We start from the raw sequence: 25,137 nt of genomic DNA, 5'->3' as shown, positions 1-25,137 counted from the left end.
TTTAGGCCATTCCATTCGGAGTAGCTTTAATTTGGAGATTACCCATGAACAACCAACACCAATTTGCGATTTTTGATCCGGTGCAGAATATCTACTGGAGTAATCGTTACGGTTGGGTTTCCGAGGCCTGCGCAGACAAGTACACCTGGGAACAGACGAAGCATTTCTCGCTGTCAACCGTTGGTGTCCCGATGGCTATGTGGGTTCCAGTCCAGTTGGCTCGTAAGGCAGCCCAGATGGACTACCTTGTTCAAGTCCTGCTTAAGGCAAATGCTGAAGGTCGAATTGACAGCGCAGTGTTTGCAGAAGGTATATCCGATGCATTCGACGGTGCTCTCCAAGACTATCTGAAAGGGCTTTCTGACGAAGCTGTCGATGACCTCGCACACTCTGTAGGTGCCTGCATTATCAGGGGTGACGATGGCGAATTCACCACCAAATACCCGGATGCTCAAACCCGTGCCAAGGTTGAAATACTACCTGGTGCTACTGATGGTCAAATCCTCCGCTGTAATTTGTCATCACGCATCGGTTCTCCCAATGTAGAAGCACCAAATAAGTGCTGGGAATGGCTGGCGTTAAATGCATTTTCTGCGCGCATGATGATATTTTCCTCGAAAGTTCGCACTGAATATGTGCTGAAGCCTGGAGATTTATCGAGCAAGGAATATGAATGTATGCCTGAAGAATTGCGCGCAGACATGAATACCGCTTGTAATGGTACGTATGTCTACGTGATCTTCAGTTAAGTATTACCAATCCGCCTCTAGGCTAACCCAAACCCTCACTGCGAAAGCGGTGGAGGGTTTTCTTTTGGAAATCATCATGGCTCAACAGACCACCAAAAAAGCAGTTATTACCCTGCACGGGATCCGTACCCGGGGAGAGTGGCAGAAGCGCCTTGTGCCTTTGCTGGCGATGAATGACTTCATACCCGTGCCGCTGGACTATGGCTACTTCTCGGTTTTTCACCTTCTTACGCCTTCTGCGCGAGATGCGAAGTTGCGTTGGTTGCGGGCAGAGATTGATCGGGTTCGTCTCGAAACAGGTGATAGTAAGCCGTCGATCATTGCTCACAGTTTTGGTTCTTACCTTGTCGGAAAGTTGATTCGGGACTTCCCGGGGCAGTATTTCGACAAGGTTATCCTGGCAGGCAGCATTCTTCCTGAAAGCTTCCCTTGGACAAAGATCCTCAACTCGGGGCGCGTTCAATGGGTGCTGAATGAGTATGGTGCTCTGGATATCTGGCCGCGTATCTGTGCCAAAGTAGTAAGCGATGCTGGTATGGCGGGGACTGTTGGCTTTACTGACAAGTCGCCCTACTTGCAGCAGCATTCCTACGCTGGTTTCAAGCACAGTGACTACATGGATGATGGGCATTCGCAACGTATGTGGTTACCAATCCTTCAGCAGTCGCGCCGGCCGTTCATTGAGTGGTTGAATGAACGCATGACAAGCATTGCGCAAGTTCTTCGTATCGGATCGAAACAGATCAATTCGATGGTCATGTTGCGTGATTGTTTCGGGCAGCTGACCTATGACCGTGGCTTGTCCAGCAGGGTCATTGATGAGCGCTTTACCATCGACCTTAACCGCCACTACGACGATGACTCCCCTCAGGGGGCAGCCGTGTTGTGTGCCACCAAGGGCGAGTTTTTCCAGCTGACGACAGATGCAACGCCTTTTGATAGCTCGGTTATTCCGCTGAGTTCATCTACAAAGCATCTGTTGCTGATCCCCTTGTATACCAATTCAACGGATATTGGTGGTGTCTTGGCATTGTCGCTGATCGATGGCGCATTACCTTTGCTCGATGCTGAAGTAGAGCAGGTTGCAAATCAGTTGGCCAAGAGTACACTTTCACTGTGAATTGTTAGGGAGAGTGTCATGATCAGGAAACGCGTTATTTCCAAACCATCTGATAGTAATTGCTACTGCTCAGAATGCGATCACCTTTCGATTAAAGTCGAGAAGGGATTTGGCCGTGCAATCATAAGGCGAGTTCGTCCTTTCCAACCCTTGGAGGGTAATGACGAACAACTGGTTGAAAGCAAAGCTCAAGAGAAGTGATTCAATAAAAGCCCCCGAAAGGGGGCTTTTTCTTGCTGATATTATTCTGATCTGCTAATTTGAAATCCTTCTCTACCGCATCTTCATGATGCACTTATCTGTTTTAATTCTGCACGTTCGTGCAAATCTTCATGACCCTTCTCAACAGTGGTATCAGCCCTGTGTGAATTTAATCCGAACTATCCGGAGGAATACCCATGCCTGTCTTTTTCAATAAGCGCTTGCGCAATCTTTGCTTGCATATCCAGAATGCAAGCACACTTTCTGACAGCCAACTGGTGTCGGAACTCTACACGCTTACACCTGTTCAATACCTTCGTCGCTTGGCCATCATGTGTGTCCTAGTGGCACGTTTGTATCGCATCCCCAATGCTTTGGGGTATGTATACCGAGTAAAGCGGAAGATGGTTCAAGACGCTTTGCAATTTGCTGACTGGCGTAATGTCTCTGTAGTTGTTTTGCCTGATGGTTACAACGGCCACTCTGCAAAATTTTACGCACGTCCCATCAGTTCGACTGGATCTGGTGAGGTTAAGTTGGCATGTGCCGAAGTTGGCCGTCATTACCTAACAGCCTGGAAGCATGCTTCAGAACTGGCGACCCTGTGAAACCAACTGCGAGCGAATTGCAATCGTAGCTACTGTGATACGCGAGATCGCAGACCATTGAAACCCGTTTGCATTCAATGCGGCGATTGTGACCGCTCGTGCCGTCGTGGCGCGGTGTGGATTTGCTGTTGTTGTTGATGAAGTCTGCAAGTTGGCCGAATGGTCAACGCAATTCACCTCTCTGATCACCGAGACTGTCATCCTGATCGAGTCTGGATCACTCCTTGCTTTAGACCAGATGGAGACAGGTGTGGATCTGTTTAGAGTGGGTGGCGAAAGTGCTCAGAAGGCTGTAGATGCCCTTATAGGGATTAAGGCCGATGCTGGTGATGTAGGTGAGGCAGTAACCGGCATTTCGACTGCGCAGATATCGCGGGGCGGGGCACCAAGAGAAATGGACCGTAACGTTGATAGCATCGCTTAACAGGCCGATAGCAACTTCAACATGATGCAGCAAGCCAATAATGCCGCTCAGAATCTTGTCGGATTAGCTTCAAAACTTCGACAGTCAACTCCACGATTTACCCTATACAAAAGGCCCGAAAGGGCCTTTTTTTATTTCAGGGTGGAGACGATTCGTACTATGAGTTGCTTCTGTTGTGTAACCTCCCCCGTGGGCTTGTCAATGCGGAACAGCTTACTCAGATCGACGTATGTGGAGTGAGCGCCGGCTTGTGCTACTGCGTGTTGGCGTTGAGGTTTATTCATCAACAATCCCCTGGTGTTGTTTGAGAGAGTATCGCCTTAAGGTTTGTAGAATTTGCTTGAACTACATGTGGAATTGTTTATTTTTGTTGTGCGCGTCAACCATCATGAAGAAGCGACGATGTGCAAAGTTATGTAATGATTGCTCAATAAGCTCAACAAATGGCATGCCTTGAATCTGCGGTTGCTAATATCGCTCCATGGAAAAAGACATCAACAGTATTCGACAAGCCAACCTCATCCTTGTAACCACTGGCCGTGGGGCAAGTGCCACTCTTGCCAAGAATGTTGGAGTAGAAGCCACCTACATCAGCAACTGGAAGAAGGGCAAGAGTGTGATGTCTGAGGGGATTGCCAGAAAGATTGAAACTGCCTGTGGCCTGCCTTTTGGCTGGATGGACTCAGAACACTCCGAACCCGCCCTGGTGTCAGCGATGAGTCTGAGTACTGACGACATTGCTGATTTGAAATCAACGTTCCCCGCAATAATTCAATCCCTGGCACGCCTCAAGCCTAGTGACATCGAAATCTTTATCGATGACCTCCGCACGGCTAACGCGGCGATTTACTCGACAACCTAGTCCTTGGCCTGGCCTTGACTTCATCAATCATGACATACGTAGACTTGCAGATAGGCCGCGATAGTTATCCGCTTTCAGTGCCCGGCATACAGCCTCTATGCGTGGGTGCTTGTATGGCTCGGTCACTGTGCTGCACGTCATTGAGCTGACTAACTTCAGGTGACTTCTCAGCCAGTTCGCATCAGCGTTGATTACCGCATCAGGGTTCTTGAGCCTGAGGGCGGTGATTCGCCTTTTCTGATCTTCATCCCGCTGAACTCTCCCCAGAATGTGGGAGGTATGGTGCGTGATAGCAGCGCAATCGTTGGCACTCATCGCTGACCGATTGCTGGGTATGCCGGCCACAAACTGATTAGTACCCAGAATCGAAATAACAGCTTCCAGCATATCCTGCGGTCGTAGACATCCCAACTGGAGCGGCACAATCACATTCACCCCGGCGGTAATCAATCCGAGCAGTGCTTCACGATGCTCTCGCAGCAATATCAATGTGCCCATCTGATTGCCGATCACGTCAGGGGAGACCACGTACAGGTTATTGGTGGCGTCCGTCAGGGCTGCAATATCGTTGTACTTCTGTATGATCTTTTTCCACACAGGAGGAACACCTGTGCGCATTGCATTGAAAGCCCCAGAATCGATGAAGACGACACCTCCTGCGTTGAGATACTTGGGTACAGATAGGATGGAGTGCAAGGTTGTCAGGTGGCTTGCTACCACCCCTACAGGCACTTTGGCTCGCATCGCCCCGAGCAAGTCAGAGTTGGCAGACATTCCCGAGGCGAATGCGTAGTTCAGATGTGTACTGCTCGTCATGATGTCTGTCCCCCTGTTGATAGGGAGACCATACGAAATGTCTTCAGAGATGCAAGTTAGTGGCCCTGGCCATGGTGCAGATCGAGCACCTTGCTCCTGGTGCCATTGCCCTGCGAATGGTGCATGAGCCTGATGGGACAGGGGCGTGCTGATTCGTCGGCCGGGAGCCGGATACGTCGTCCTTCAAGATCAGCGTACTGGGAAGATTTGAGTTCATCAGCGATGCGAACCCGGTATGAGTTGTGGTCTATGAACAGCAGGCCAGAGTCGAATAACTTGTGGATGTCAGCTCTCAAGCACAGCCCATTGTCTGCTCTGTCCGACCTCTTGCCTGTATGTGGAATGATGTGTGCTGCCTCAACAGCTTGTGGCACATTGCACCCGGTGACTGCACATGTCGAATCGTAATTTCTCAAGATCTGTTCGCGGAACTCGGCGTCCCTTTTACGAACCGCAGCCCAGTATCTTGCCTCATCCTCATCAGACCTGAAGCAGGGCTCTTGTTGCGTTGAATACCATGACTGATAGCTTGGTTTGGATGCTAAGTGATCAATCAATGCCTGGATGTCGCTGTCGCTTGGATAGCACCTGCAATACCCTGGTAGGCTTTTTATTCCATGAATATTCTGGATGCCATTAGAAATAGCATCCTCGTGACGAAGTACGTAATGCAACCAGTGGACGCCAATCTCGACTCGATGATCAATGTCAGTGACGTAGACATTGTCGATCTCATCGTAATTCCATGCTCCAGTGAGCAGGCCTATACCTAGAAGCCCGAACCCTGAACTCTGGGCAAACATCAGCGTTCCCTTCGGTAACTTTCTAAAGAACCCTTCACTCACGCCTTCTTGGTGCCCTTGCCCACGATCAGGTTTTCCTGCAGCAAGATGCTCCTCTGTCACCCGGTCACCACGGGTAATCATTCCACGAGAAATATTCTCCTGCCACCACGCATCTCTACGTCCGATATCCTTCCGGAATGTGCCGTACCCAATCCCCATCGCTACAACAATTTGTTGATCCACGTTTTATCTCCACATACCGAGCGCATATTCTAGCCAACAAAAAACCCGCGATGCCAGAAGCAACGCGGGTTTGTGGGTCGGATTTCAGTCCTCGGTAAACCAGCACCAGCCAAAAGAGCCGATGTCGTAAACCTTTACGGATACGCCATCAATTTCGGTGGTGCGAGACGGGTAATACTGCGGGCCATCTTCATGCGGCGATGAATAGACGAACTGATCATTCACTTCGTCGAAGGTTAATTCCTGCATGTGCTTGGTCAGCTCGATGCCGACTTCATGGGTAAATGCCGGGGTGGCAGCGCCATTCCATGTAGCACCGGTGGTGAAAGCTTCCAGCCATACATCGGCCGGCAGGTTGTCGAGAGAAACGCGAATCTTCTTTACTTGAGTCATGGTGAAAGCCTCATGCATTCATGCTTTGCGGCATGATCGTTACCCGGTAACGGAAAGTAGGACCCTGTCGGACCCACTGAATTGATGTGACTGATCAAGCCCACGGCTGAACCGGAGGTTGATCACCGTACTGTTCCTGGAACGCCTTCAGCGCCAGGACGCAGTCCTGGGGCGAGGGAGTCAGCCCGCTGGAGAAGTAGCCTTGGCCACGATCAGCGTAACCGGCGTTGGCACGATGAATGATCTGCAGGTCCCCGACGTACGAAATCAGAGCCACAGCCACATCATGGTCGCTAGGGTTCTTGATCTCAGCCTCGGTGCGCAGATGAGCACCACCCGGGACGGGCGTGTTCAGTGCCTTCCACTTTGCCTGCACAATCTCAGTTGCGATCAGCGATTTCAAAGCACCGGCCTGGTATTCCATGGAGAACGGAGTGCCAAAGCCATGATGAGCAACCTTCAGAATTTCAGTATCGCCATGGGAATTGGTGTGTGTAACGGTGAAGCGAACATGCTCGCCACCAATAACCTCACCTTGGTGAATGCCATGAAAACGGTAGCCGGCGTCGAGAAAGCGCTTGTAGTCGTTGATCGATCCAGCGACAACTTGGTTGAGATTGAAAGTCATAGAATTTCCTTGTGAATAGCCGAATTTTCCCGAGAGCGTGAGCTGAGGGATTATTGGCAATGGGTTATTGTGCGGAATGCACTTGGTACAGACTAGGTCTGTGAAGTAAATGCACCGAGAGGTGCTGAGGTGCCGATTGGCGGTAGAAGCAACAGATTAACCTGATTGAGTATTTTCAACAAGGCCAGTGCCAAACACCCATTCATTTCAAATGCTATTGCGAAGAGACACGACCAGAAATACAATGACAGTTCTTCTGTAGTTCGTGACCTCCCGGTCGCATTTACCCATCCCTTGCGGACTCTTCCGCATTCGGGAGATTCGCATTTCTGGAGTCTCCCATGACTGAACCCCAAATTATCCATCTGACTTCTACTGGCCTTTTTGCTGGTCGTCGCTTGTGTGACTCTGAGCGCGATGATGGCCAACGGAATGTGCATTACGCGCATGCTCCCGTTGAAAATGCGGACTTTCGTGCGAAGTGCTGCCCGGAATGTCTGAAGTTCGTAGCCAATGAGGCATATGAGGATGGTGAGGAAATGCCTGACTGGGTCGTTGCTCTCCGTGCTAAAGCAGTCGCATCAGCCGCTTAACTTTTATTTCTTTTAAATTACCCATTGGGGCCATTCACCCCATTGGGGGAGTGGCCTCCATATTGCGTATGGAGATCATCATGAGTTCTATTCTTTCTTTCCCTGATCGTGGTCCGTGGGGCAACAACAAATGGCGGGGCAACTGCTCTGGTCATATCTACAAAGAGCTGTTTACCTACCTGGAGCCGAGTTTTTTTGTCGATCCGATGGTGGGTGGCGGTACTTCGGTTGAAGTTGCCAAAGAGATGGGAATTGAGGCAGTAGGCCTTGATCTCCATTCCGGCTTTGACTGCCTGAATGACTCCATCTTGGAGCGTGTAGGCCGTCCTGCTGACCTGGTTTTCTCTCATCCGCCCTATGGCGAAATGATTATTTATAGTGGAAATCAATGGGGCGAAGCTCACCCGAGTGACCTGTCCCGTGCTACCGATGACGAAGACTTTCACCAGAAGATGCAGCTGGTGTTGTTGAACCAACGTGAGGCGACCATGGGTAATGGTTACTACGGTTGCTTGATCGGGGACTATCGCCGTAAAGGACGGTATACCTCTTATCAGGCCGAGATCATTGCGCGTATGCCAGCTTCCGAGCTGGCTGGTGTGATTATCAAAGGGCAGCACAACTGCATGTCTGACTTTAAGCGTTACGGCAAGATGACCCTGCCGCTTATTACCCATGAGTACATCATCCTGTTCAAGAAGGCAGCGGCAACTTCCATTCTGACCACCCTGGCGGTGATCGCAAATGAAGCCCAAAACCGTCTGACCGGAACCTGGAAAAACGTGGTTCGCCATGCGCTGATCGAGTTGGGTGGCAAGGCTGCACTCACCGAGATTTATGCGCGGGTGTCTGCGAAGGCACCTGATAAGCTTGCCGCTAACGAAAATTGGCAGGCGAAGGTACGCCAGACCCTGAATCAGGATCAACGTAACTTCCGTTCTAATCAACGTGGTGAGTGGGCACTAGCCGCCTAACCATTAGTATTTTCAACCCCTGACGGGCTCCCCCGTTGGGGGAGTCCTTTCTCGCAGAAATGGACAATTAAATGAAGTTGCTTCTCGAAAAACACCGCTTCGCTCCAGAGATGAACAAGGTTTTCGTTCTTCGCCCCAACGGCGATACCGTGTTGCTTGCGACCTCATCTGGGACTGTGGGGCTGGGTGCTTTCACCTCTCTTCGCGAGTTTCGTAAACGCCGTGGCAAAACGGTCCCGAGAATCATGGCCTGGATTGAAAGCCACTACCCGAATGAAAGTCAAAAGTGGCTTGAATGTACTGAGTCTGGATGGGTGAGTGCCCGTTCAGAAGCACTCCGCTTTACAAGGGAGATGAAAGCCCGTCTCGCTCCTGGCGGTACGGTTACTGTTCGGACGAAGTTGGTCTACATCTCACAACCTTCTGCATAACAAAACCATGACACGCCGGCACAAGCCGGCGTTGTCATTTCGAGGTACACGCCATGACTCACCATGTTTCCTTTACCTCTGCCGATGCTGAAACCCTGAAGGCTCTCATGTCGGACGGCAATGCTGTTCTTCATCCTGATGCAAAGAAGGATCTCAGCCTGCAACGCCACAACCTGATGATTGGTGCCATGGGCGCACGATTTGTTCACCACTGGACGTATGCCGAATACGAAGGCTTCCTGGTCGCACAGCGCCGACCATCTCACACCTGGGATGATCAGCAGTCCTATCGCCGCGCAGAAGTGGCTAAGCGGTTATCCAAGGGGGAATTTGTACCTGCTGATGTACTGGCTGAAGACCTTGATTACTTCGTAAGCGAAGCTCAACGCCTGGTTATGGCCGAGCGCAGTGCTACCCGCTGGGTTCATGATTGCCACGCACTGCAACCGCAGTTCGAGCGTGATATGGGCTACCTGAAATCCTACGATCAGTTCTATGCTGCGCTTGATACGATCTTGAGCGCAGCGCTGAACCGGTCAATAGATTTGATTCGTACCCCTGTCACCTTCGGGGATTGGGAAGTAAGTCTGGGGGTTGATCCCGGTCGCCGTCCTCAAAATGGATATTTCGGATCGCATGGCGGTCGTGATCCTGCCCTGGTAGTGACGGGGCAGCATCATTCGGCACTGGGCATCGCAAGTCTCCGTATTACTCTGGAGGAGCGTGATGACCGTCTGGTCAAACTCGTGAAAAAGGCCCAAGTCGATGTAGAGCATGTATGGGCACTATTCGGAGTGGATTGGGCACCACCTCGCAAAGCCATCGCCTGCGTAACCAACCGTCTAGCAGCCTAAGACTACACATACCCAAACCCGCTTCGGCGGGTTTTTTCTTTTTCAGCTTTCGTTTTTCATTAATGCAGATGGCTCTATCTTAAACTGAACAATGAGTAATGATGTTCTTAATTTAATTTTACATAAATAATAGCTAATTCATTGGGTCAAATATGATGTAACTACCTATTTACGTGCTTGCCATTTTTTTGGCTTGGAATACTATGGCAGCAAATAAATGAGGTGTTGTAATGGATACATCAAAAGTAATGCTGGATGGATTGGATCAGGTATTAAAAAACCGAGCAACCTCGTTGATATTTTCGCATGGCCCTATGACGCACGGCGAAGTTGTAGAGGACCTAGCCCGATTTATCCCTGATGGTGTCGAGAATAAGTTGCAATTGATCAAAGATGCGCTGAATGTGCTTATTGATTCTAAGCTGCTAACTATTACGCTAACTGCCGGCAGTGTTGAGAGGAAAGTATATTTTCAACCACCCCCGCAAAAGGATAATCGCCTAACCACTGCAGGTGGTTGGATAGTCGGCCATCCACCTCAAGGAAGCAGAGTGGCATGGTTGCGCTTAGTACCTTGTCTTCTCAATACCCTCGGGGAGGAGGGAGAGGAGGCAATAGCGGAAAGTGTATTGGGCGTAATGAATTCTGATGGCGAGTGGTGTGTTGCTTCCGATTGGAATGGCGGTCAACCCGGTGACGCCATCACCAACACAATCAGCCATTACCGGTCCTACGCAATACCGGATCCGAAAATTTAAACAATCCGAGCAGAGCCAACATGAAAATCAATCATCCCATCGTGGATCTGGAAATTCCCTTCCGGGATGGCATCATCGTCACCCGAACAGATGCCAAGGGAGCCATCGTCTACGCTAATGACCGCTTCTGTGAAATGAGCGGTTTCACTCGCGAAGAACTGGTAGGAAAAAATCATAATGTTGTTCGTCATCCTGACATGCCGCCAGAGGCGTTTAAGGACCTATGGGACACTGTCAAAAGAGACCGCCCATGGCAAGGGATCGTCAAAAACCGTGCAAAGGATGGCCGGTTCTACTGGGTAAACGCGTTTGTTGTCCCGGTTAAAAAAAACGGCCAAACGACTGGCTACATGTCAGTTCGTCGTCCTCCGAGCCAGTCGATGATTTCCGCAGCAGACGCGCTTTACCGCTCTGCAAAAAATGGTGGAAAGATTCCGGCTACAAAGCAACCATCTCGCCGCAATCCCATCATGGATGTATTGGGAATTGGTGGGATCATCATTCCATCGATCGTCGCAGGGTATCTGTCTGGCTCTTGGGTAGGTGGCTTGTGCGGGGTTGTGGCCGCATCTTTCGCAATTGCACAGTTGGTTGCCAGTAAGAGCCGAGAAGCAAACTACGAACGACTTCGCAAGGTATGTATGTCCATTGCAGAAGGTAATCTGCAAAACAAGTTGGACATCGGTCAGCCTGGCCTTATCGGAGAGTGGGAAGAGTCCCTTGCTTACATGCAGATCCATCTTGCCGTTATGGTCGAGGACATCCAATACACAGCCCGCGTTCTTGCAGAAAGTTCTGCCGGCGTTGTGGGCAACCTGAGTGTCATTTACGACAAAATGGAGACCGGGAGTGAGCACATTGCTGCCATGAGCGCAGCTATCGAGCAACTTTCCGCTGCTATTGAAATGGTGGCTCAGAATGCCAACCGGACCAGTACCTGTTCTGCTCAGGCCCATCAGGACATCATTAAGTGTGAGACCGACGTTGTTTCGAACAGAAAAAATGTTCAAGCCGCCAGTGAGTCAGTGCAACACGCACAAGGAACCGTAAGCGAGTTGTCCAGTGCCATTGATGCAATTACCAATGTCACAAATACAATCCGTGATATCGCCGATCAGACCAATCTACTGGCTTTGAATGCGGCAATCGAAGCTGCTCGGGCAGGGGAGACCGGCCGAGGCTTTGCTGTAGTCGCTGATGAGGTAAGGAAGCTAGCAGAACGTACCAGCTCCAGCACAGACCAAATTAACTCCCTCGTGGCAAACGTCCACAATGCGGCCGTTGCCGCAATCGATACAATGACCACTATTGCCAAGGCAACGCAGGATGGCCTGGCCGCGCAGGAAAATACTGCTGGCAAGCTCATAGCTGTGCGTAAATCCACAGTCGAAGTGGATGACATGATGCGCGAGGTGGCAACGTCCAACGTCCAGCAATCGCAGGCCACATCGGAACTCGCGCTTAAAATGGCCGAAGTTAGCAATCAAGTCTCTCATACGCATGATGAGTTAAGTGACGCTGTTCAGGGCATCAAGCAACTTCAAGCACGGTCCAAAGAGCTAAGCACGCACGCCGAACATTTCATCATTTGATCGGCAAATTCAAAGGCCTCGTTCGCGGGGCATTTTTCATTGCTGGGGTATCAAAACAAGAATAGAATTGGATAGTTTCCTCCTTGCTGCTTTTCAGTAGCACTTACCACCCATGCGGGGCTTGTCCCTGCCGGGCTTGCTTCGTCCTTTTGGAGCAAGTCATGTCTGTTACCAAATTTATTACCCCGCAGTCCGAACCGTACTACAAAGAAATGATCTTGGCTGGCGTTCTTAAAGCCAAGATTGATATTCTCAATAAGTCAATTGCGATATATGAAGAGCTTGCCCCTTTTTGCACTGAGGCTAAGAGTCTTCTCGATGACCGCTACGTTGATCTCTATGTACTGTCACAGAACCTAGAAGTTCTTGAAAGCGAAGACGAAACCGACCCTGTATTTGGTTCGGATGAAGAATGGAATGCACTTTCATCTGAAGAGCAATCTTCACAATGGGATACTTTCCACAATCTTTGTGCTCAGGGGGTTGCTGACGACATGTACTTCTATGGCGTAATGATGTCCAAGCATTTGGTCGATTATGTCGGACACTGATCTCAATGTCGTCTTTCCTGACCCATTAACAATTCCTTGTTAATGGGTTTTCGAAATACCTGAAATCACTCGTTACCCCTCGCTGCTTTCGAGTAGCAACTACCACCCACGCGGGGCTTGTCCCTGTAGGGCTTGCTTCGTACCTTTTGGAGCAAGTCATGTCTGTTACTAGTGAATTCACCCCGCAGTATGAGCCAGATCTTTTTGTCGGTCGCGGTGATGAAATCGTCAATATCTGGATTGAAGCTCGCAAAATGTATGCGCGAGGTCAGCTCAATCAAAAGACCTATCGCAAGCATGTTGCTTACAAGCTGATCGCTCTTGCAGATTGGTATTCCTCTTTCCAGTGGTACTGCAACGAGAACGGCCACTTTCCGTCCCGTACAACCTACGATTGGTGGCAGGCCCGTAATTGGAACCTAGTGTTCGATTGCTTGCCGAGTCACGAGCACGCCGAGCTGGTGTGGATGCCTGGCCTTGAGGATCTTGACCTCGACGATGCTATGTATGATTTGGGTCTAAAAACCCAAAGCCTCAAATCCAATTACCTTGAGGATGTCCTTCCTGGTAAATGGATTTCCAATCTTCTGATGCTCGCAAACCTTGACTCGGAAATCCTCTTCACTGAGGCTCCGAAACTTCGTGCCGACGAAGGTGAGACGTTTACATCTCGCTTCCGCAATGCGGGCTTCGTCTTCAAAGCAAACGAATTGGCACCGCCAGTAATGAATGCTGAAGAAGTCATTACCATCATCGAGAACGGCTACTATCACGCCATTGCTTGCAGTCATATTCATGTGAATGTTCGTGCGCTGATGAATGTTTTACCCACCGACCCTCTCGTCATGCAGACAGATCGTAATGGTGAGGTACACATTGGCTTGCACTGCCATATGTATGGTGCAGGCCATATGGAAACGGCAGCAGGACGTATTGTGGTCCCCGCTGGCGACTTCTCTTTCGTTGGTGCGAGCCGATGGAAGTATGGAATCGGCAAGGGCTATGATCTGGCACTTAGCTATTTCTACGCTTCCAACATCAAAGCTGCTGCTTAAAGCCATTTCTTAAATTTATACCCACTGGGGCGACTGTCCCCATTGGGGGTGGCGCTCCCCCTTCATTTGGAGTGAATCATGTTTGCCACCACTAAAGCACTTCCGCTGAATGCCCGCACATCCAGTTCCGTTTCGTTTGCTGCCTATGTGAAAGCCAAGAAATTGTTGGCTCAAGTAAAGGCAGTAAGTGACCCGTGCTCTGATGTGTTCTTGAGCGCAGTCGAATCGATTCGTAAGACTTCCTTTGGTAATGAGGTTGCTTTGTTTGAAAAGATGCTGACGGCTGGCCGTGACTTCCTCTTTGAGGAGGAGCGGGAAGGGCGTTACTACCTGGTTTACGACGATGTTCTCCGTGACATCATCGAGCCTGTTCTTCACGTCGAAATATCGGGTTGTGCTGAACTCCCCGATGGCTCGTCCGATATGAACAACCAGCATCCGGATTTCTTTACGGTGTATGTCCACTGCGAGACTTCCATGAGCATTGCGATTGCTGACTTCGATACCTATGACCAAGCGAACAGCTTCGCCAATAAGTGCTGCATGAAGCATCGCGTTGGTCTGGTAGACCGCTACGCAGATGTCCACCGCGCAGTTCATTAACCCTGCCGATTTGGCCTTAGTCAACAAAGAGAGATAGGAATGTCACTCGTCATCGACATTGTTCAAGTCCTGCTGGATTTCTTCCTGAAATAACAGGGTAGATTTACCTTCACATCAATCATGCCACCCTATGGGTGGCATGTTCCATCCAAGGATTAAGTCATGGCTCATATTTACCGTTTCAGCGAAGTAGAAACTGAATACCTGCTTGCCCTGGTCGCTGCTGATCGCGAGAAAAATGGCAGTTCTGATATTTCCCGGGGAGTAGCTACTACCTTGAAACGCCAGAAGCCTGGTTTCATGGCGAAGCCGGTGGAAAGCAATGAGGTAGACAACAATCAGGATTTGGAATGCCCTGAGGATCTTCTTCAGCGTATCCGTCCCCTGAGCGGTTCGCGGTTGCCCGTGGAGTGGTCAGATACCGTCAAGTTGTGTGTGCGTCCTTACTACCGTATCACGGCAAGCGTTTACAACGCAGCCCGAGCGATAACCGAACTGGATAGCGACATCTTTTTGCTTGATGGAAAGACTCCGGTGATCTTCAGTCAGTCGGGAGATCACTTCCATATGATCCCCCTGCGCGATAACTACCACGTCGATCTTTGAGTGAGGTTTCGATGGAAGCCAATCTTCCAAAAGTGGGACGTTACTGTCTCCACGTCACCCCAGCGGATCGAATCGAACTGATTCTGCGTGAGGGGTTGATTCCTCAAGTTGGAGAGAACTCGAAACAGATCGAGACCTCGCCGGCAGTCTTCATGTTCCCCACATGGGACGACATGGAGGACGCCACATGGCTATTCGATGACTGGCCTCACGAAAGTGAGCCAGCGTTGTTGGCTGTGAATGTGGTTGGACTGGACCTGGAGAGTGATGTGGCTTACGAAGTGAAGTGTACTTCGCACATCATGCCGGCGCGAATAGCAGTCCTCGCCGAGTCCGAACATGGATGGGACAGGGTCCGTGCTGTATTTGAAACCTCCCTTGCCGGGAAATAGCCGTTTAACCCAGTCTATTCCTATCCTAAATGGGAAGGTTGGACTTTTCTGGAGAATAACCATGATTCAACTACCGAACGATGTCGTATCCAAAGGCTACAAGAAGACCGGCGTATTTGAATTTGAGCAGGTTTTCAGTAGCGCGAGTGCCGGGTATGTAGGAACGGACAAAGAGTTCGTTCAGGCTGGCCATGCGTATGAGTATCGTCAGATCAGTGCGCACTCCCGCGTTGTTATCGGGGGCGTGCAATGAACAAGCAACCCAAGTTTGAGCGCAGTTCAAGCACTGGCAGGCCTGTTTGCAGTGTATGCCGACGTGGATATGGTAGTGAGCGTGACTGGCTGTGTTCCGATTGCCGAAAGCAACTTCAAAAGAAGGGGGGGGGCTCTTACAAGACCTACCTGGCATTGTGGAGTCGTCATACCTTGTCGAGCGGGAGGATCGTTCGCTCGAATGGCCAAATAGTGAATGATGTCATCGAGGGGCAGCGCGTCATTGCGCGTGTATACCGCGGCAATTACTTGCCTGTGGAGGTGTGCAAGAGCGTTCCTGCTGGTTCACCACTGTTGATTGGGCAGACTAACCCGGCTGAGAAGCACTGGGAAGTTCGTCATCTTCTACCTGAACTAAAGGGACAGGTCGTTGTGTGGCCAGCTAAGTATCTTTTTAACAATCAATGGCATGCAGAAAAATACGATGCCGATTTGATTAAGGCTTCAGAAGCTGCCTAATTTCATCACCCAACCCCTTGCCTATGGCAAGGGGTTTTTTATTTGTAGAAAATATTTGAACGGTGATATTCTGAAATTTCTTCATGCCTTATGGCATAGCGCTCCCGCGCATTTACCCTGACCATTACGGTCTGTCTGATTTATCTATCGTTGTGTCTAAGGATTTTCCTATGTTTTTTGTTTCTCAAGGCACCGATGCCTGGAAGCTCATATGGGCCAAACTAGCTGAACTCCCAATCAACGCGCACATCGAAGAACCTCATGTGGCATTGAACAATGAGAGTGGCGAAGCTTGGCAATACATGGGCTCTGACGAAGAAGGTCATTGTTTCCGTCACCGTGACCACCCGGCCACAGGTAAGAGGGAGACATGTCGTATCCCACTGGAAGACACCAACTAGGCCAGCTTCATACCTGGCTTAATCTAAATTCAACCGCGAAGGCGAGTCTACTGCTCCCTTCCGGGGGCAGGCTCACTTCTTTCAAGGAGAAGTACATGAATGCCCAAACCGCTAACCAGAAGAAGTATGCTTTGACCAACATTGCCTTCAGCGTCGGCGAACTCAATCGCGATGACCTGGGGGAAATCGCAGCAGACTTAGGTGTGGAATATAACAAGCACACTCCGTCAGACGAACTTCGTGCTGATGTGCTTGAGGCTCTGGAAGTTCAAGGCCTTCCTCACATCAAGGTTCAATACAGCAATAGCTTCTGGGGTGAAGGTGAACCCGATCCCGAATCCGTTCTCACCACGTTCATTGAACAGGGCGTAGTGGATGCGTTTGATGGGGATATCGAGCTTGCCTTTATCGATCGAACCAAGCTTGACGCTATACACATCATCGATTGCAAGCCGGACCAATTCTTTGCTGCCAATAGCTCCGAATTCGTTGGCTTGAAACTTCTCGAAGTCGATCAATCATCTCTGTAATTTGCAGGCTACTGATCATTCAGTGCCTGTTTGCAATTCCTCATTCACCTGCCCACTGGGTCTGCCCAGACGGGCACCCATGGGCTTCAGGTCACCTGGAGAATCCATGCCCTATCCGACCCATCAAGAAATTGAAGTGCTATATGCAAACCGAGATGTCGCCATCGCCCAGCTGGCCCAAAAGCCCAGTATTGATGTAGCCGATGTGTCGGGCGTGGATCGTCTCGGTCTTTGCCGAATTGCAAACGAACTCTGGCAGAAGTGCACTGCTGCTCTGCAGAACAAGTTGCTGGTCCATGACCATCACTTTGTGCGCTCTTGTGCCTATATGGCTGACATTGAGTTCCTGGCTTCTAAGGCAAATAGTGCTGCTTGATCTGACCCACCATCCGGTCGTTACCCGGTAACGAACACAACCCATGTGTGCCACTTCGTGTGAAGTGCACACGTTTCCATTCAAGGAATCAATTAATGACCTTAGCAAACGAAGAAAGCAAAGTGGCGAAGTTCAACCTTCAAGAACTCATCGAGTCAGCAGAAGAAGTTGGCGATGGTGTAGGTGCCGATGTCTGGTATGACGGCGATGACGTAGGAAATGAAGGTGAAGACTCGGTGAATGTTATCAAGGATCTTCATGACGCCATGTTGTACGTAGACCGAGCAATGCCCGACCTGGTTGCTGCTGTTCGAATGCTGAATGATCTGGTGACTGCTGGTGAAATCAGTAAAGACCAGCTTGAAAAAGCCCGAGCTTTGACCGCGAAATTCGATTACTAAATCCTAACCACTACCTACCAAGGGCGAATCTGCCTACGGCAGTTACCTATCACGCATCGGATGAAGAGCGTGACCGCGTCTTCGCTGCTTTCACCAGCCGCTAACCTTTAATCTATTCCTACCGGATATTTACACCCTTAAGCCACGCAGAGATGCGTGGCTTTTTTATTGTTGGGGCTCTACGATTCGCTTATACTGACCGCTCTTCTTGCATTCGTGCATGGCGCTTTGCGCAATTACCTAGTCCATCTCTCGGACTGTCATCCGGCCTCCCGTCCACGCTGATTCAATATCCTGAGTGACCCCATGCGCTATGTAATGGGATGTCATTTGAGGTTCGCCAGTCATTCCAAGTCGCTGATGAAGTAACTTCGTTTCAAGACGGTGAGATGTATGGTAGCGCTGTAGTACTGGCAACGCCTGATGCAATCCGCACTGATTTGAAGACACCTTGTCTCTCCAACCATGTACGCATGTACGTTTAATCCTGGCTTACGCCAATCCCTACCCGACTTAGCCATGGGGCTTCGTGGGTACTAATGAAAGAAAACCATCATGACCATCGCATTCCAAACCTCCATTGATGACATCGTTGCAGTTCTGGACGCTTATGCACATCGTGTTGTTGACGATAAAAATCGTCCGCATCAGAACCTGGCTGAAACCCTGATCACACAGATTGACACTGCCCGTGTTGAAAAAGCAGCGCTTAATGCCGGCACCGATCTGGATGTGCAGTCTCAAGCAGCATTCGATGAAGTCAAGGACATCCTGGTTGAATTGGGCGTCCTTGAGTTTTGACAAAATCGAATTCAGCTACCGCAACTTTCTAAGAATGGAGTCGAAATGTCTTATGTGCGTGGAATTACCGACAAGGATATTGAGAATGCCAAGGACCCTTCGGGTGACTTGCAGTTGAAATATTCTGAGTCCGGAAGTGAGGACAGAATCACAACCTTCGGCCAACTGATTGCTGAGAAGCGTGGTGATTTCAATTGCACGGATTACATAATCATGACCGCACAATTGGAGCACACTGGTGAGTATCATCAAGGTGGTGACCCTCGCTGGTCGATATACGTGACTGACCCCAGAGGGTTTGTTGAACGGAGCAAAGCGGAAGGAAAATGACTCCGTGATGTTGCATTTGCTGCTGTCTGTATAGTCATTTTTTAACTACGCCCTGGGGGTCATACCCTTCGGGCGACCTCTGGGCATATTCAGGACTTCATCATGCCCACTACCCAAATCAACCGTCTGTTCTCTGGTGTTTACCCCGGTGGTATCGTCTACGCTGATCGCACTCGTCAGAAGCATGGCGACTATGCCCGTGCAGCATTCCTACCTTTCGACAGCCTGGAGCTGAAGTTTGAGGATGACTGCCCGGCAGAGTTGAAAGAGCAAATCACCACCGATGCTGCCGCCATTCAGGCTCGTCGTGGTGAGCAGTTCCAGATCAGTACCGCTGGACAGTTTATTACCCTTGGTTATTCCACTCTGGCCTGACCATTACAACCCCTGAGGGCATCCCTTGGGGGTGTCCTCAATATCGAGGAATAACCATGCTGACTGAGGAATCCATTAACGAGGTGCGTGCCTTGATCAAGCGGAACTGCACGGGTAATGCTTATGAGTTCGTTGCCAAAAGTCTTGGCCTACTCGATCTTTCGGCCAAGTTTGCAGACATCAATCGCCGTCACGATCAAGCTGGATTTATGACTGATGCGATTGAGGCGGAGCGCAACCTCGTTTATATGGAAATGATGCGGAAAGCACGCATGAAGCTGACCAAGTCTGAATACCAACGTCTGTACCAGATTTGCTGAATATCAAAGACCCCGCCACGAGTTTTCTTTGGCGGGGTCTTTCTTATTATGTCGCCTGGATTATGCCGGGTTGACCTGAGTTCGATTCGTGATACCTTGAATTATAAAATTCAGCAGGATGTATCTCATGGACTTCAAGAAAGACTACCCGCTCAATACCAGAATGCGCATGAAGCCTGATCGTGTAGATGGTTACAAAGCCGAACTTCGAAACAAGGTGAAAGATGGGCGAATTGGCATAGTCGTTGCCTATGCTTACCCTAGCGGCACGCCAATCATTTTGTTTCCCAAGGATGGCCGGAAGAAGGAATACCGAATTACCTCGGTGTACATCAAAGACTGGGAAGTTGTTGAGTTGGGTGATGGTAATGCTTGACCCCCGCATTGGTATGCTTGCCAGTGGTAGTTTCTACGCCTACATCAACGGGTACGGTTCCGATCCGTACATGGGTTCATTGGAGGAGGTAGAGGTTGAGCTTGGGCTTCGCAAAGCGACCATGGGCCTTTGCCGCGCTCACGTTGAGGATTCGCCGGCAATACCGAAATCTCCTCGCTATGACGTGACTCTGCGCTTCCAATACCCCGCCTGGGATGAAGGGGATGGTATCCTGTACGACAATATTGAAGCGTCCAGCAAATCCGAAGCCAATCGCATTGCCCGCCGAATGGCTGATCGTGATGGCCATTTGCATTCAGGCAAGGGCCGCGTGACATTCACGGCAATTGAGCAAACACTAAACTATTCTTTTTGAACTGCCATGTCCCAGTCTATTGACGATTTTCTGAACGAGCAGAAAACCAAGCTTAGTCTTTTTGAAGTTTGGTGGAAGAAGATGCACGCCGTTGATCCCGACAAATACCCGCTTGTTATGCAAGATGGCAATGAGGGCCTGTGGTGGGAGATGTTCCATCTTTTTGATCCGATGAATCCAGATGGCGAGTGAGGTGAAGAAGTTGAGAATTCAAAAATTAGCTGTGCTCGTGCTGATGGCCCTCCCTGTAGCTGCGTCAGCAGGTACGGTCGTAACTGCGCGTGAGATGGTCAACCAATGGGCGAGCCAGATGCATAAGGCTGTGCGTTGGGAAGCCGGGGATGCCCTCGACGGTCAGCTGTTCGTGTCGAAGGACGATCCAGAAGAGGAGAGCGCTGAGAGCCTTATGCAACGCCTGGGGTGGCTGAATCGCCATATCATGGAAGACGCCAAGGGCGTGCCTTTGTTTGCGTGTGTCTACAATGATGTGCTGGTGATTCGCCGTATCGATCAGGAAGTGTGTGGCTACCCCGTCGGGAACCAGTGATTTGCCGGTTTCCCTCTACCTCTCCAATGGAAGGTCTTCCCACCTGGTGGTGTAGCAAGGTGAGAGGTTGTCCCGGTTCATCTTCCAGTCTGTGCCCAACTTCGTTGCGCCTGTCTTGATCGTTTCTCTGCCCCAACGATTGTTGATCTGGTCCATGGCCCGTAGCAGGCCCAATCGCTTTTCGTCATCTGCAGGGGTCAGCCAGTCGGCTTGCTTCGCCGGCCCGCCCTCGATTCCACCCAGCATGATCCCGGCTTTCTTGTACGCGAACCCTTTGCGGTAGGCGTGCTTCAGAATGGCTACCGCTATTTCGGTCAACCTGAGAGTGTCGCAAGTGGGTGTGGGCACGGGTAGGGTGTACCCACCCGAATATTGAGGTTCCTGGGGATTGAACGGGTTGGTATGGATCCACACGCTGATGGTGTTCGCTACCCCTTGTTGCTTGCGCAATGCCTCCGCCGCGGTGGCGACGTGGGTGCTGATAGCAGAGGTCAGATCGGTCAACCTGAAAACCGGTTTCCCGAATGACCGGCTACGGATGATTTGCTCCTTTTTTGCATTCCACTCCGGCATTGGAATGCAAGAAATGCCGTTCAACTCTAGGACGGTTCGTTCCACGACGACGCCGAATTGTGCTCGTATTCGCTTGGGGTCGGCCTGCTGTAGGTCGAATGCGGTCTTGATGCTCATTCGCTCAAGACGTTCGGTCAGGCGACGGCCGATGCCCCAAATCTCATTCACCGGCTGTGAAGCAAGCATCCTGGCCTGCTCAGTTGGTGTGAAATCATCCCATACACATACTCCGTCAGGGGACTTGCCCTTCTTGGCCAGATGATTGCTGAACTTGCACAGGGTGAGCGTATTGGCTACGCCGACACAGCAGGGCAGCATGGTCCACTGCAGCACGCGCTCACGCATGGTCAGAGCATGTTTCCGTAGATCAGGTATTCCGGTAAGTACGCTGAAGACTTCATCAATCGAATACTGGGATATGTCACAGGACAGTGAGGCGACCGTCTGGATGAACCGGTCACTCATCGATGCGTAAAGCTCGTAGTTCGAACTGCGCCAGTGCAATTTGCCGGCCCTAATGAGGTGCTTGAACTTAAACAGAGGTTCGCCCATGGGAATTCCCATGGCCTTGGCTTCCGGACTGCGCGCCACAATCGCACCATCGTTATTTGACGCAACGACAAGCGGCTTGCCGCGCAGGCTGAGATCCCACGCGCTTTCACAGGAGCAATAGCAGCTGTTTACATCGGTCAGGGCAAACATCTGCCTGGTTGTTATTGCATGTTCTTGAGCGTCCACGTCACCACTCCCAGTACCTCTATTTCCTCACCACCCTTTGGGGAGATAACGGGATAGTTAGCTGCAGCGTTCGCCGGGTGAAGCTCAATCTGGCCTGCGGCAAGCTTAAGCGTCTTTACTGTGAAGTCCGTGCCAACGCGGGCAATAACGGTGTCGCCGTGTTTCGGTGTTTTCGAAAGATCAACGACCAGATAGTCACCGTCGAAGATGCCAACATCCACCATGGAGTCCCCTGAGGCTTTAAGGAGGTATGTGGCTGGTGGGTTGGTGATCAGCATGTCCGACACGTTGAGTTGGCCAGCTTCGTACCCAGTGGCCGGGCTAGGGAAGCCGGCCCTTACGCTTTCGAGGAATAGCGGTACAGGCTTCGGGTCACCCTTCTGAGCAAAGTGAATACCGGGTGGAAGTGTCCGCAGATCAATCATGCTAGCCAGCATTTCCTTGATGGGTCCAACCAAGCTCTCAGCAACCCGGATGACTTTGGTTGATTCCTTCCATGGTCCTGAGCCTTTGGGTCGCCCTGGCGTTCGGCTCTTCTTCCTAGCCACCCCTACATCGCTACTTGGTGCCATTGGGCGCTGGGCAGGCTTGTCGTCTGGCTTATCCATGATGCTGAGTTTCTGTAACGGAAATTATCCAGCCCGAAGCATAGCACTCAGCCTGTTGGTTCGACAGTGAAAGTTGAGCACTATGCCATAGGCATTTTTAACACACAAAAACAGTGTAAATGGATGTAAATTGCACTGAAAACATGGGAGAAAGGGGAGTTACTACCCTTTTTCTCAAAGGTATTTATTTCTCCATTGAAACATAATCATCGTCTTCTAAATCAACCGACCGTTTAAGAAAGTAGGACCGTGGAAGGCCGAATCATGAAAGTAACCGCGCATGTACTGATTGCAGCGGTAGTGGCTGCACTCTTGATTAAGTGTGGCTATTCGATGACCTGGGCGCTAGTGATGGCAATCCCCGGGTTGATTGATATCGGCGATCCATTGCCGTCTCTATCCAATGTCAATTGGAAGGGTTTTGCAGGGGCGGGCTTGGTCTATTTGCTATTTCTGGGTGTGAATTTTGTAACTGGGATGCACTCTTGGGCACTGATGGCAGTATCGGCTGTAGGTATTCCCTATAGCACCATCTTTAAGGCCCTTGGAACTGACTTTGACGCCGATGAAGACGGCGAGTCTGTTCATCTGGCTTAACGGTATCAGTCGATTGATCAGAAAGGGCGCTTATTCGTTGAAATGACAGGGCGGAATTGTTAGACTGGTGGTACTTCTCTGAAGACGCAAACTCGCGTTTGCACTTACCACTTGGCTTCATGCCATCTACCATTTCCGTTCTGCGGCCAACTCCGCAGAATGTGGGTTGGCTGCATATTTTACATTTGCAGGTAATCCAAAATGAAAAACCAAAACAATTCCAAAGTACTTTTCGTTGTTCATGAACACGCTCAAATCAACTTCTTCCTGGCTTACCCCGAAAAGGGCAGTGCTAAGGAACTTGACCTGGTGCAGTCCCTGATCAAAGAGATCCACTTCGAGCCGGAACTGGCGAAGATCATGCGCCAGATGAGCCGTCTCTGTGACGAAGAGGCAGCCGTCGAGCGTCCGTTTGTGGAAGTCCGTACGTTTGAAGAAGGTGAGCGTTTCGACGCCATCATCAACCTGACCTACAACCACATGATGTCTGACATCAAGCAACGTGTTGTCGGCTTGCCGAAGTACGATACCAAGGTACACATACCGCTGGATTCGAATTTTATCCCGGCCTGACTTAAAAGCAGCGCCACAGCAAACACCCTTGACTACCATCTGGTACTCAAGGGTTTGTTTTTTTACCCAAGTGGGGATTGCACCCCCTTTGGGGTGCTCCTCATCAAACTCTGGAGTTGCCCCATGATCAGCAATCAAACCCAATCCCCTCTAAAACTGTCCGTTCAAGTGACCGCTACGCTATTCGTGGAGGATCACGGCCAATTCCTGTCCTCGGACGTGGTTGAAGGCATGAACAAAGCCCTTGAGTGGGCTCGTCTTGATCGCTGCCTTGTGCGCAATATCGACTACACCACGACTCATAGCATTAAAGAGATCGAGGTGAGCAGTGTTGCACCGCAAGGTAAGCCGTACTTCGTGCATGAATTTGGCCAGACGCCGGAAGACTTCGATGAAACCCAATGGGTTCTCGATGTCCTCGGTGGTCGCGACATGTGCATGGATGATGCGAAAGCTGATTCCGAACTCAGTAAGCGCCCTGGTATCGTCGAAGCCCTCCAGTACGAGTTGGCCTATGGCGGTGGCGGTCTTGCATATGTTTGCCGCAAGGATGGCGTGATCGGCCTGCTGTATGAAGGCGAGTTCCCGTACTCCAGTGGTGAAGAAGCCGGTGGGTGTGCTTACTATCCTCCGAAAGAGCGCGTGCTCGAAAAGGCAAAGACCAAAGGTCACGAAATCATCAAGCTTTTCCCGACCGTAAAGGTGGGGATGCCGGAGGAAGGTTTCATGATCGGTGCCGCCATTGGTTTGCTGGTGTTCGTTCCCTTGCATGCCCTCGGTGCGCAAGAGCGTAGCGACCTGGTGGACATGATCGTCCGCTAACTCTCGCCTTGGCGAGTTCACCCTGTTGGGCATCAGCCCTTAGGGTGGATGCCCGTCAAAGGAGAGTATCCATGACCCTCAAGACGCGCTTGTTGGCATTGGCCAAGCGCTTTGCGATCAAAGAAGTTGTTTTTGCCACCGGAGAGATGGCACTTAAGCGATTCGCCGGCGTCATCATTCCGACCCCGCGCATCCTGATGTTGAAGCTCGCTTTTACGGTGTATGAGCGAATTCGACCGGCAGTAAGGCAGGCCCTGGCCCGACTTGCAGCTAAGGTCAAAAGCTTCAGGAATCATTGGGGATCGCACTTGCAAGTGCTATCTCTGGTGATGGCCATCATCACGATCGTGATCGTAGAGGGGTTTTTCCTCCCGTACATCATGGTCGAGTCTTACACGATCGGCTAAATCCAGTCGGGGTGCC

At 50.6% G+C, this 25,137-nt stretch carries 39 protein-coding genes and 1 pseudogene; 34 read left to right on the top strand and 6 right to left on the bottom strand.

The window, feature by feature from the left end; genetic code table 11:
* The first annotated feature begins 44 nt into the window (after positions 1-44).
* The 5 genes and pseudogenes from ACODR9_RS12545 to ACODR9_RS12525 all read left to right on the top strand — a co-directional run bounded on the left by ACODR9_RS12545 (position 45) and on the right by ACODR9_RS12525 (position 3,964).
* Positions 45-749, top strand: a complete 705-nt coding sequence (locus ACODR9_RS12545; protein WP_488809649.1) for a hypothetical protein — start codon at positions 45-47, stop codon at positions 747-749.
* A 76-nt stretch (positions 750-825) separates the two neighbouring features.
* On the top strand, positions 826-1,869 hold the full coding sequence (locus ACODR9_RS12540; RefSeq protein ID WP_488809648.1) for a hypothetical protein: 1,044 nt from the start codon (positions 826-828) through the stop codon (positions 1,867-1,869).
* A 398-nt stretch (positions 1,870-2,267) separates the two neighbouring features.
* A complete protein-coding gene (locus ACODR9_RS12535) occupies positions 2,268-2,678 on the top strand; it encodes a hypothetical protein (protein ID WP_488809647.1) in 411 nt (136 codons plus the stop codon).
* 79 nt (positions 2,679-2,757) lie between these two features.
* Positions 2,758-3,102 (top strand): annotated as a pseudogene (locus tag ACODR9_RS12530) (methyl-accepting chemotaxis protein); the annotation flags it as partial.
* 481 nt (positions 3,103-3,583) lie between these two features.
* Positions 3,584-3,964: a helix-turn-helix domain-containing protein gene (locus ACODR9_RS12525; protein ID WP_488809646.1), complete on the top strand. Its 381-nt coding sequence runs from the start codon at positions 3,584-3,586 to the stop codon at positions 3,962-3,964.
* Positions 3,965-3,991: 27 nt separating this feature from the next.
* Here ACODR9_RS12525 and ACODR9_RS12520 read toward each other — a convergent pair whose 3' ends face one another.
* The 4 genes from ACODR9_RS12520 to ACODR9_RS12505 all read right to left on the bottom strand — a co-directional run bounded on the left by ACODR9_RS12520 (position 3,992) and on the right by ACODR9_RS12505 (position 6,829).
* A complete protein-coding gene (locus ACODR9_RS12520; protein ID WP_488809645.1) occupies positions 3,992-4,780 on the bottom strand; it encodes a hypothetical protein in 789 nt (262 codons plus the stop codon).
* Positions 4,781-4,836: 56 nt separating this feature from the next.
* Positions 4,837-5,808, bottom strand: a complete 972-nt coding sequence (locus ACODR9_RS12515; RefSeq protein ID WP_488809644.1) for an HNH endonuclease — start codon at positions 5,806-5,808, stop codon at positions 4,837-4,839.
* Positions 5,809-5,892: 84 nt separating this feature from the next.
* A complete protein-coding gene (locus ACODR9_RS12510) occupies positions 5,893-6,201 on the bottom strand; it encodes a hypothetical protein (RefSeq protein ID WP_488809643.1) in 309 nt (102 codons plus the stop codon).
* Between the two features lie 94 nt (positions 6,202-6,295).
* Positions 6,296-6,829 carry a hypothetical protein gene (locus ACODR9_RS12505; protein WP_488809642.1) on the bottom strand — a complete coding sequence of 178 codons (534 nt, stop codon included), beginning with the start codon at positions 6,827-6,829 and terminating at the stop codon, positions 6,296-6,298.
* Between the two features lie 341 nt (positions 6,830-7,170).
* On the opposite strand from ACODR9_RS12505, the gene ACODR9_RS12500 reads away from it, so the two are divergent.
* The 25 genes from ACODR9_RS12500 (at position 7,171) to ACODR9_RS12380 (ending at position 20,803) form a co-directional block, all read left to right on the top strand.
* Positions 7,171-7,422, top strand: coding sequence for a hypothetical protein (locus tag ACODR9_RS12500; RefSeq protein WP_488809641.1), 252 nt, complete (start codon positions 7,171-7,173; stop codon positions 7,420-7,422).
* Positions 7,423-7,502: 80 nt separating this feature from the next.
* A complete protein-coding gene (locus ACODR9_RS12495; protein ID WP_488809640.1) occupies positions 7,503-8,396 on the top strand; it encodes a DNA adenine modification methylase in 894 nt (297 codons plus the stop codon).
* A gap of 71 nt (positions 8,397-8,467) precedes the next feature.
* A complete protein-coding gene (locus tag ACODR9_RS12490) occupies positions 8,468-8,827 on the top strand; it encodes a hypothetical protein (RefSeq protein WP_488809639.1) in 360 nt (119 codons plus the stop codon).
* 53 nt (positions 8,828-8,880) lie between these two features.
* Positions 8,881-9,681 carry a hypothetical protein gene (locus ACODR9_RS12485; RefSeq protein ID WP_488809637.1) on the top strand — a complete coding sequence of 267 codons (801 nt, stop codon included), beginning with the start codon at positions 8,881-8,883 and terminating at the stop codon, positions 9,679-9,681.
* 230 nt (positions 9,682-9,911) lie between these two features.
* On the top strand, positions 9,912-10,439 hold the full coding sequence (locus ACODR9_RS12480; RefSeq protein WP_488809635.1) for a hypothetical protein: 528 nt from the start codon (positions 9,912-9,914) through the stop codon (positions 10,437-10,439).
* Positions 10,440-10,459: 20 nt separating this feature from the next.
* Positions 10,460-12,031, top strand: coding sequence for a methyl-accepting chemotaxis protein (locus ACODR9_RS12475; RefSeq protein ID WP_488809634.1), 1,572 nt, complete (start codon positions 10,460-10,462; stop codon positions 12,029-12,031).
* Positions 12,032-12,192: 161 nt separating this feature from the next.
* Positions 12,193-12,582, top strand: a complete 390-nt coding sequence (locus ACODR9_RS12470; RefSeq protein WP_488809633.1) for a hypothetical protein — start codon at positions 12,193-12,195, stop codon at positions 12,580-12,582.
* 158 nt (positions 12,583-12,740) lie between these two features.
* Complete coding sequence (locus ACODR9_RS12465) at positions 12,741-13,637, top strand: hypothetical protein (protein ID WP_488809632.1); 897 nt, start codon at positions 12,741-12,743, stop codon at positions 13,635-13,637.
* 78 nt (positions 13,638-13,715) lie between these two features.
* On the top strand, positions 13,716-14,240 hold the full coding sequence (locus ACODR9_RS12460; protein ID WP_488809631.1) for a hypothetical protein: 525 nt from the start codon (positions 13,716-13,718) through the stop codon (positions 14,238-14,240).
* 162 nt (positions 14,241-14,402) lie between these two features.
* Entirely contained in the window at positions 14,403-14,846 is a 444-nt protein-coding gene (locus ACODR9_RS12455; protein ID WP_488809629.1) for a hypothetical protein, read from the top strand.
* 11 nt (positions 14,847-14,857) lie between these two features.
* Complete coding sequence (locus ACODR9_RS12450; RefSeq protein ID WP_488809628.1) at positions 14,858-15,238, top strand: hypothetical protein; 381 nt, start codon at positions 14,858-14,860, stop codon at positions 15,236-15,238.
* Positions 15,239-15,299: 61 nt separating this feature from the next.
* Positions 15,300-15,491, top strand: coding sequence for a hypothetical protein (locus ACODR9_RS12445; RefSeq protein ID WP_488809626.1), 192 nt, complete (start codon positions 15,300-15,302; stop codon positions 15,489-15,491).
* 212 nt (positions 15,492-15,703) lie between these two features.
* Positions 15,704-15,970, top strand: a complete 267-nt coding sequence (locus tag ACODR9_RS12440) for a hypothetical protein (RefSeq protein WP_488809625.1) — start codon at positions 15,704-15,706, stop codon at positions 15,968-15,970.
* 170 nt (positions 15,971-16,140) lie between these two features.
* Complete coding sequence (locus ACODR9_RS12435) at positions 16,141-16,371, top strand: hypothetical protein (protein WP_488809624.1); 231 nt, start codon at positions 16,141-16,143, stop codon at positions 16,369-16,371.
* A gap of 95 nt (positions 16,372-16,466) precedes the next feature.
* On the top strand, positions 16,467-16,901 hold the full coding sequence (locus ACODR9_RS12430) for a hypothetical protein (RefSeq protein WP_488809623.1): 435 nt from the start codon (positions 16,467-16,469) through the stop codon (positions 16,899-16,901).
* Positions 16,902-17,007: 106 nt separating this feature from the next.
* Positions 17,008-17,277, top strand: a complete 270-nt coding sequence (locus tag ACODR9_RS12425; protein ID WP_488809621.1) for a hypothetical protein — start codon at positions 17,008-17,010, stop codon at positions 17,275-17,277.
* A gap of 95 nt (positions 17,278-17,372) precedes the next feature.
* Positions 17,373-17,678: a hypothetical protein gene (locus tag ACODR9_RS12420; protein ID WP_488809620.1), complete on the top strand. Its 306-nt coding sequence runs from the start codon at positions 17,373-17,375 to the stop codon at positions 17,676-17,678.
* A gap of 555 nt (positions 17,679-18,233) precedes the next feature.
* Positions 18,234-18,479 carry a hypothetical protein gene (locus ACODR9_RS12415; protein WP_488809618.1) on the top strand — a complete coding sequence of 82 codons (246 nt, stop codon included), beginning with the start codon at positions 18,234-18,236 and terminating at the stop codon, positions 18,477-18,479.
* Positions 18,480-18,524: 45 nt separating this feature from the next.
* Positions 18,525-18,809 (top strand): hypothetical protein, encoded by a 285-nt coding sequence (locus ACODR9_RS12410; protein WP_488809616.1) that lies wholly within the window; start codon positions 18,525-18,527, stop codon positions 18,807-18,809.
* 102 nt (positions 18,810-18,911) lie between these two features.
* Positions 18,912-19,184 (top strand): hypothetical protein, encoded by a 273-nt coding sequence (locus ACODR9_RS12405; protein WP_488809615.1) that lies wholly within the window; start codon positions 18,912-18,914, stop codon positions 19,182-19,184.
* A gap of 56 nt (positions 19,185-19,240) precedes the next feature.
* Positions 19,241-19,504, top strand: coding sequence for a hypothetical protein (locus tag ACODR9_RS12400; protein WP_488809613.1), 264 nt, complete (start codon positions 19,241-19,243; stop codon positions 19,502-19,504).
* A gap of 127 nt (positions 19,505-19,631) precedes the next feature.
* The gene (locus ACODR9_RS12395) at positions 19,632-19,880 is read left to right on the top strand and encodes a hypothetical protein (RefSeq protein ID WP_488809612.1); all 249 of its coding nucleotides are present in this window, start codon (positions 19,632-19,634) and stop codon (positions 19,878-19,880) included.
* On the top strand, positions 19,873-20,256 hold the full coding sequence (locus ACODR9_RS12390; RefSeq protein ID WP_488809610.1) for a hypothetical protein: 384 nt from the start codon (positions 19,873-19,875) through the stop codon (positions 20,254-20,256). Before ACODR9_RS12395 ends, ACODR9_RS12390 begins: the two co-directional genes overlap by 8 nt.
* Positions 20,257-20,262: 6 nt before the next feature.
* Entirely contained in the window at positions 20,263-20,448 is a 186-nt protein-coding gene (locus ACODR9_RS12385) for a hypothetical protein (protein ID WP_488809608.1), read from the top strand.
* Entirely contained in the window at positions 20,438-20,803 is a 366-nt protein-coding gene (locus ACODR9_RS12380) for a hypothetical protein (RefSeq protein WP_488809606.1), read from the top strand. The genes ACODR9_RS12385 and ACODR9_RS12380 overlap by 11 nt, the downstream gene beginning before the upstream one ends.
* A gap of 15 nt (positions 20,804-20,818) precedes the next feature.
* Here ACODR9_RS12380 and ACODR9_RS12375 read toward each other — a convergent pair whose 3' ends face one another.
* Complete coding sequence (locus tag ACODR9_RS12375) at positions 20,819-22,114, bottom strand: Y-family DNA polymerase (protein WP_488809604.1); 1,296 nt, start codon at positions 22,112-22,114, stop codon at positions 20,819-20,821.
* The gene (locus ACODR9_RS12370) at positions 22,090-22,722 is read right to left on the bottom strand and encodes a LexA family protein (RefSeq protein ID WP_488809603.1); all 633 of its coding nucleotides are present in this window, start codon (positions 22,720-22,722) and stop codon (positions 22,090-22,092) included. The genes ACODR9_RS12375 and ACODR9_RS12370 overlap by 25 nt, the downstream gene beginning before the upstream one ends.
* Positions 22,723-22,986: 264 nt before the next feature.
* Between ACODR9_RS12370 and ACODR9_RS12365 the strand changes: the two genes are divergently transcribed.
* The 4 genes from ACODR9_RS12365 (at position 22,987) to ACODR9_RS12350 (ending at position 25,121) form a co-directional block, all read left to right on the top strand.
* Positions 22,987-23,319, top strand: a complete 333-nt coding sequence (locus ACODR9_RS12365; RefSeq protein WP_488809601.1) for a hypothetical protein — start codon at positions 22,987-22,989, stop codon at positions 23,317-23,319.
* Positions 23,320-23,520: 201 nt separating this feature from the next.
* Positions 23,521-23,892: a hypothetical protein gene (locus ACODR9_RS12360; RefSeq protein ID WP_488809599.1), complete on the top strand. Its 372-nt coding sequence runs from the start codon at positions 23,521-23,523 to the stop codon at positions 23,890-23,892.
* Between the two features lie 123 nt (positions 23,893-24,015).
* On the top strand, positions 24,016-24,714 hold the full coding sequence (locus ACODR9_RS12355; RefSeq protein WP_488809598.1) for a hypothetical protein: 699 nt from the start codon (positions 24,016-24,018) through the stop codon (positions 24,712-24,714).
* 71 nt (positions 24,715-24,785) lie between these two features.
* Positions 24,786-25,121 carry a hypothetical protein gene (locus ACODR9_RS12350; RefSeq protein ID WP_488809596.1) on the top strand — a complete coding sequence of 112 codons (336 nt, stop codon included), beginning with the start codon at positions 24,786-24,788 and terminating at the stop codon, positions 25,119-25,121.
* Positions 25,122-25,137: the final 16 nt, after the last annotated feature.

Source organism: Aquitalea sp. FG25 (genome assembly GCF_057809375.1).
This window is presented reverse-complemented; position numbering and strand designations above follow the sequence as displayed.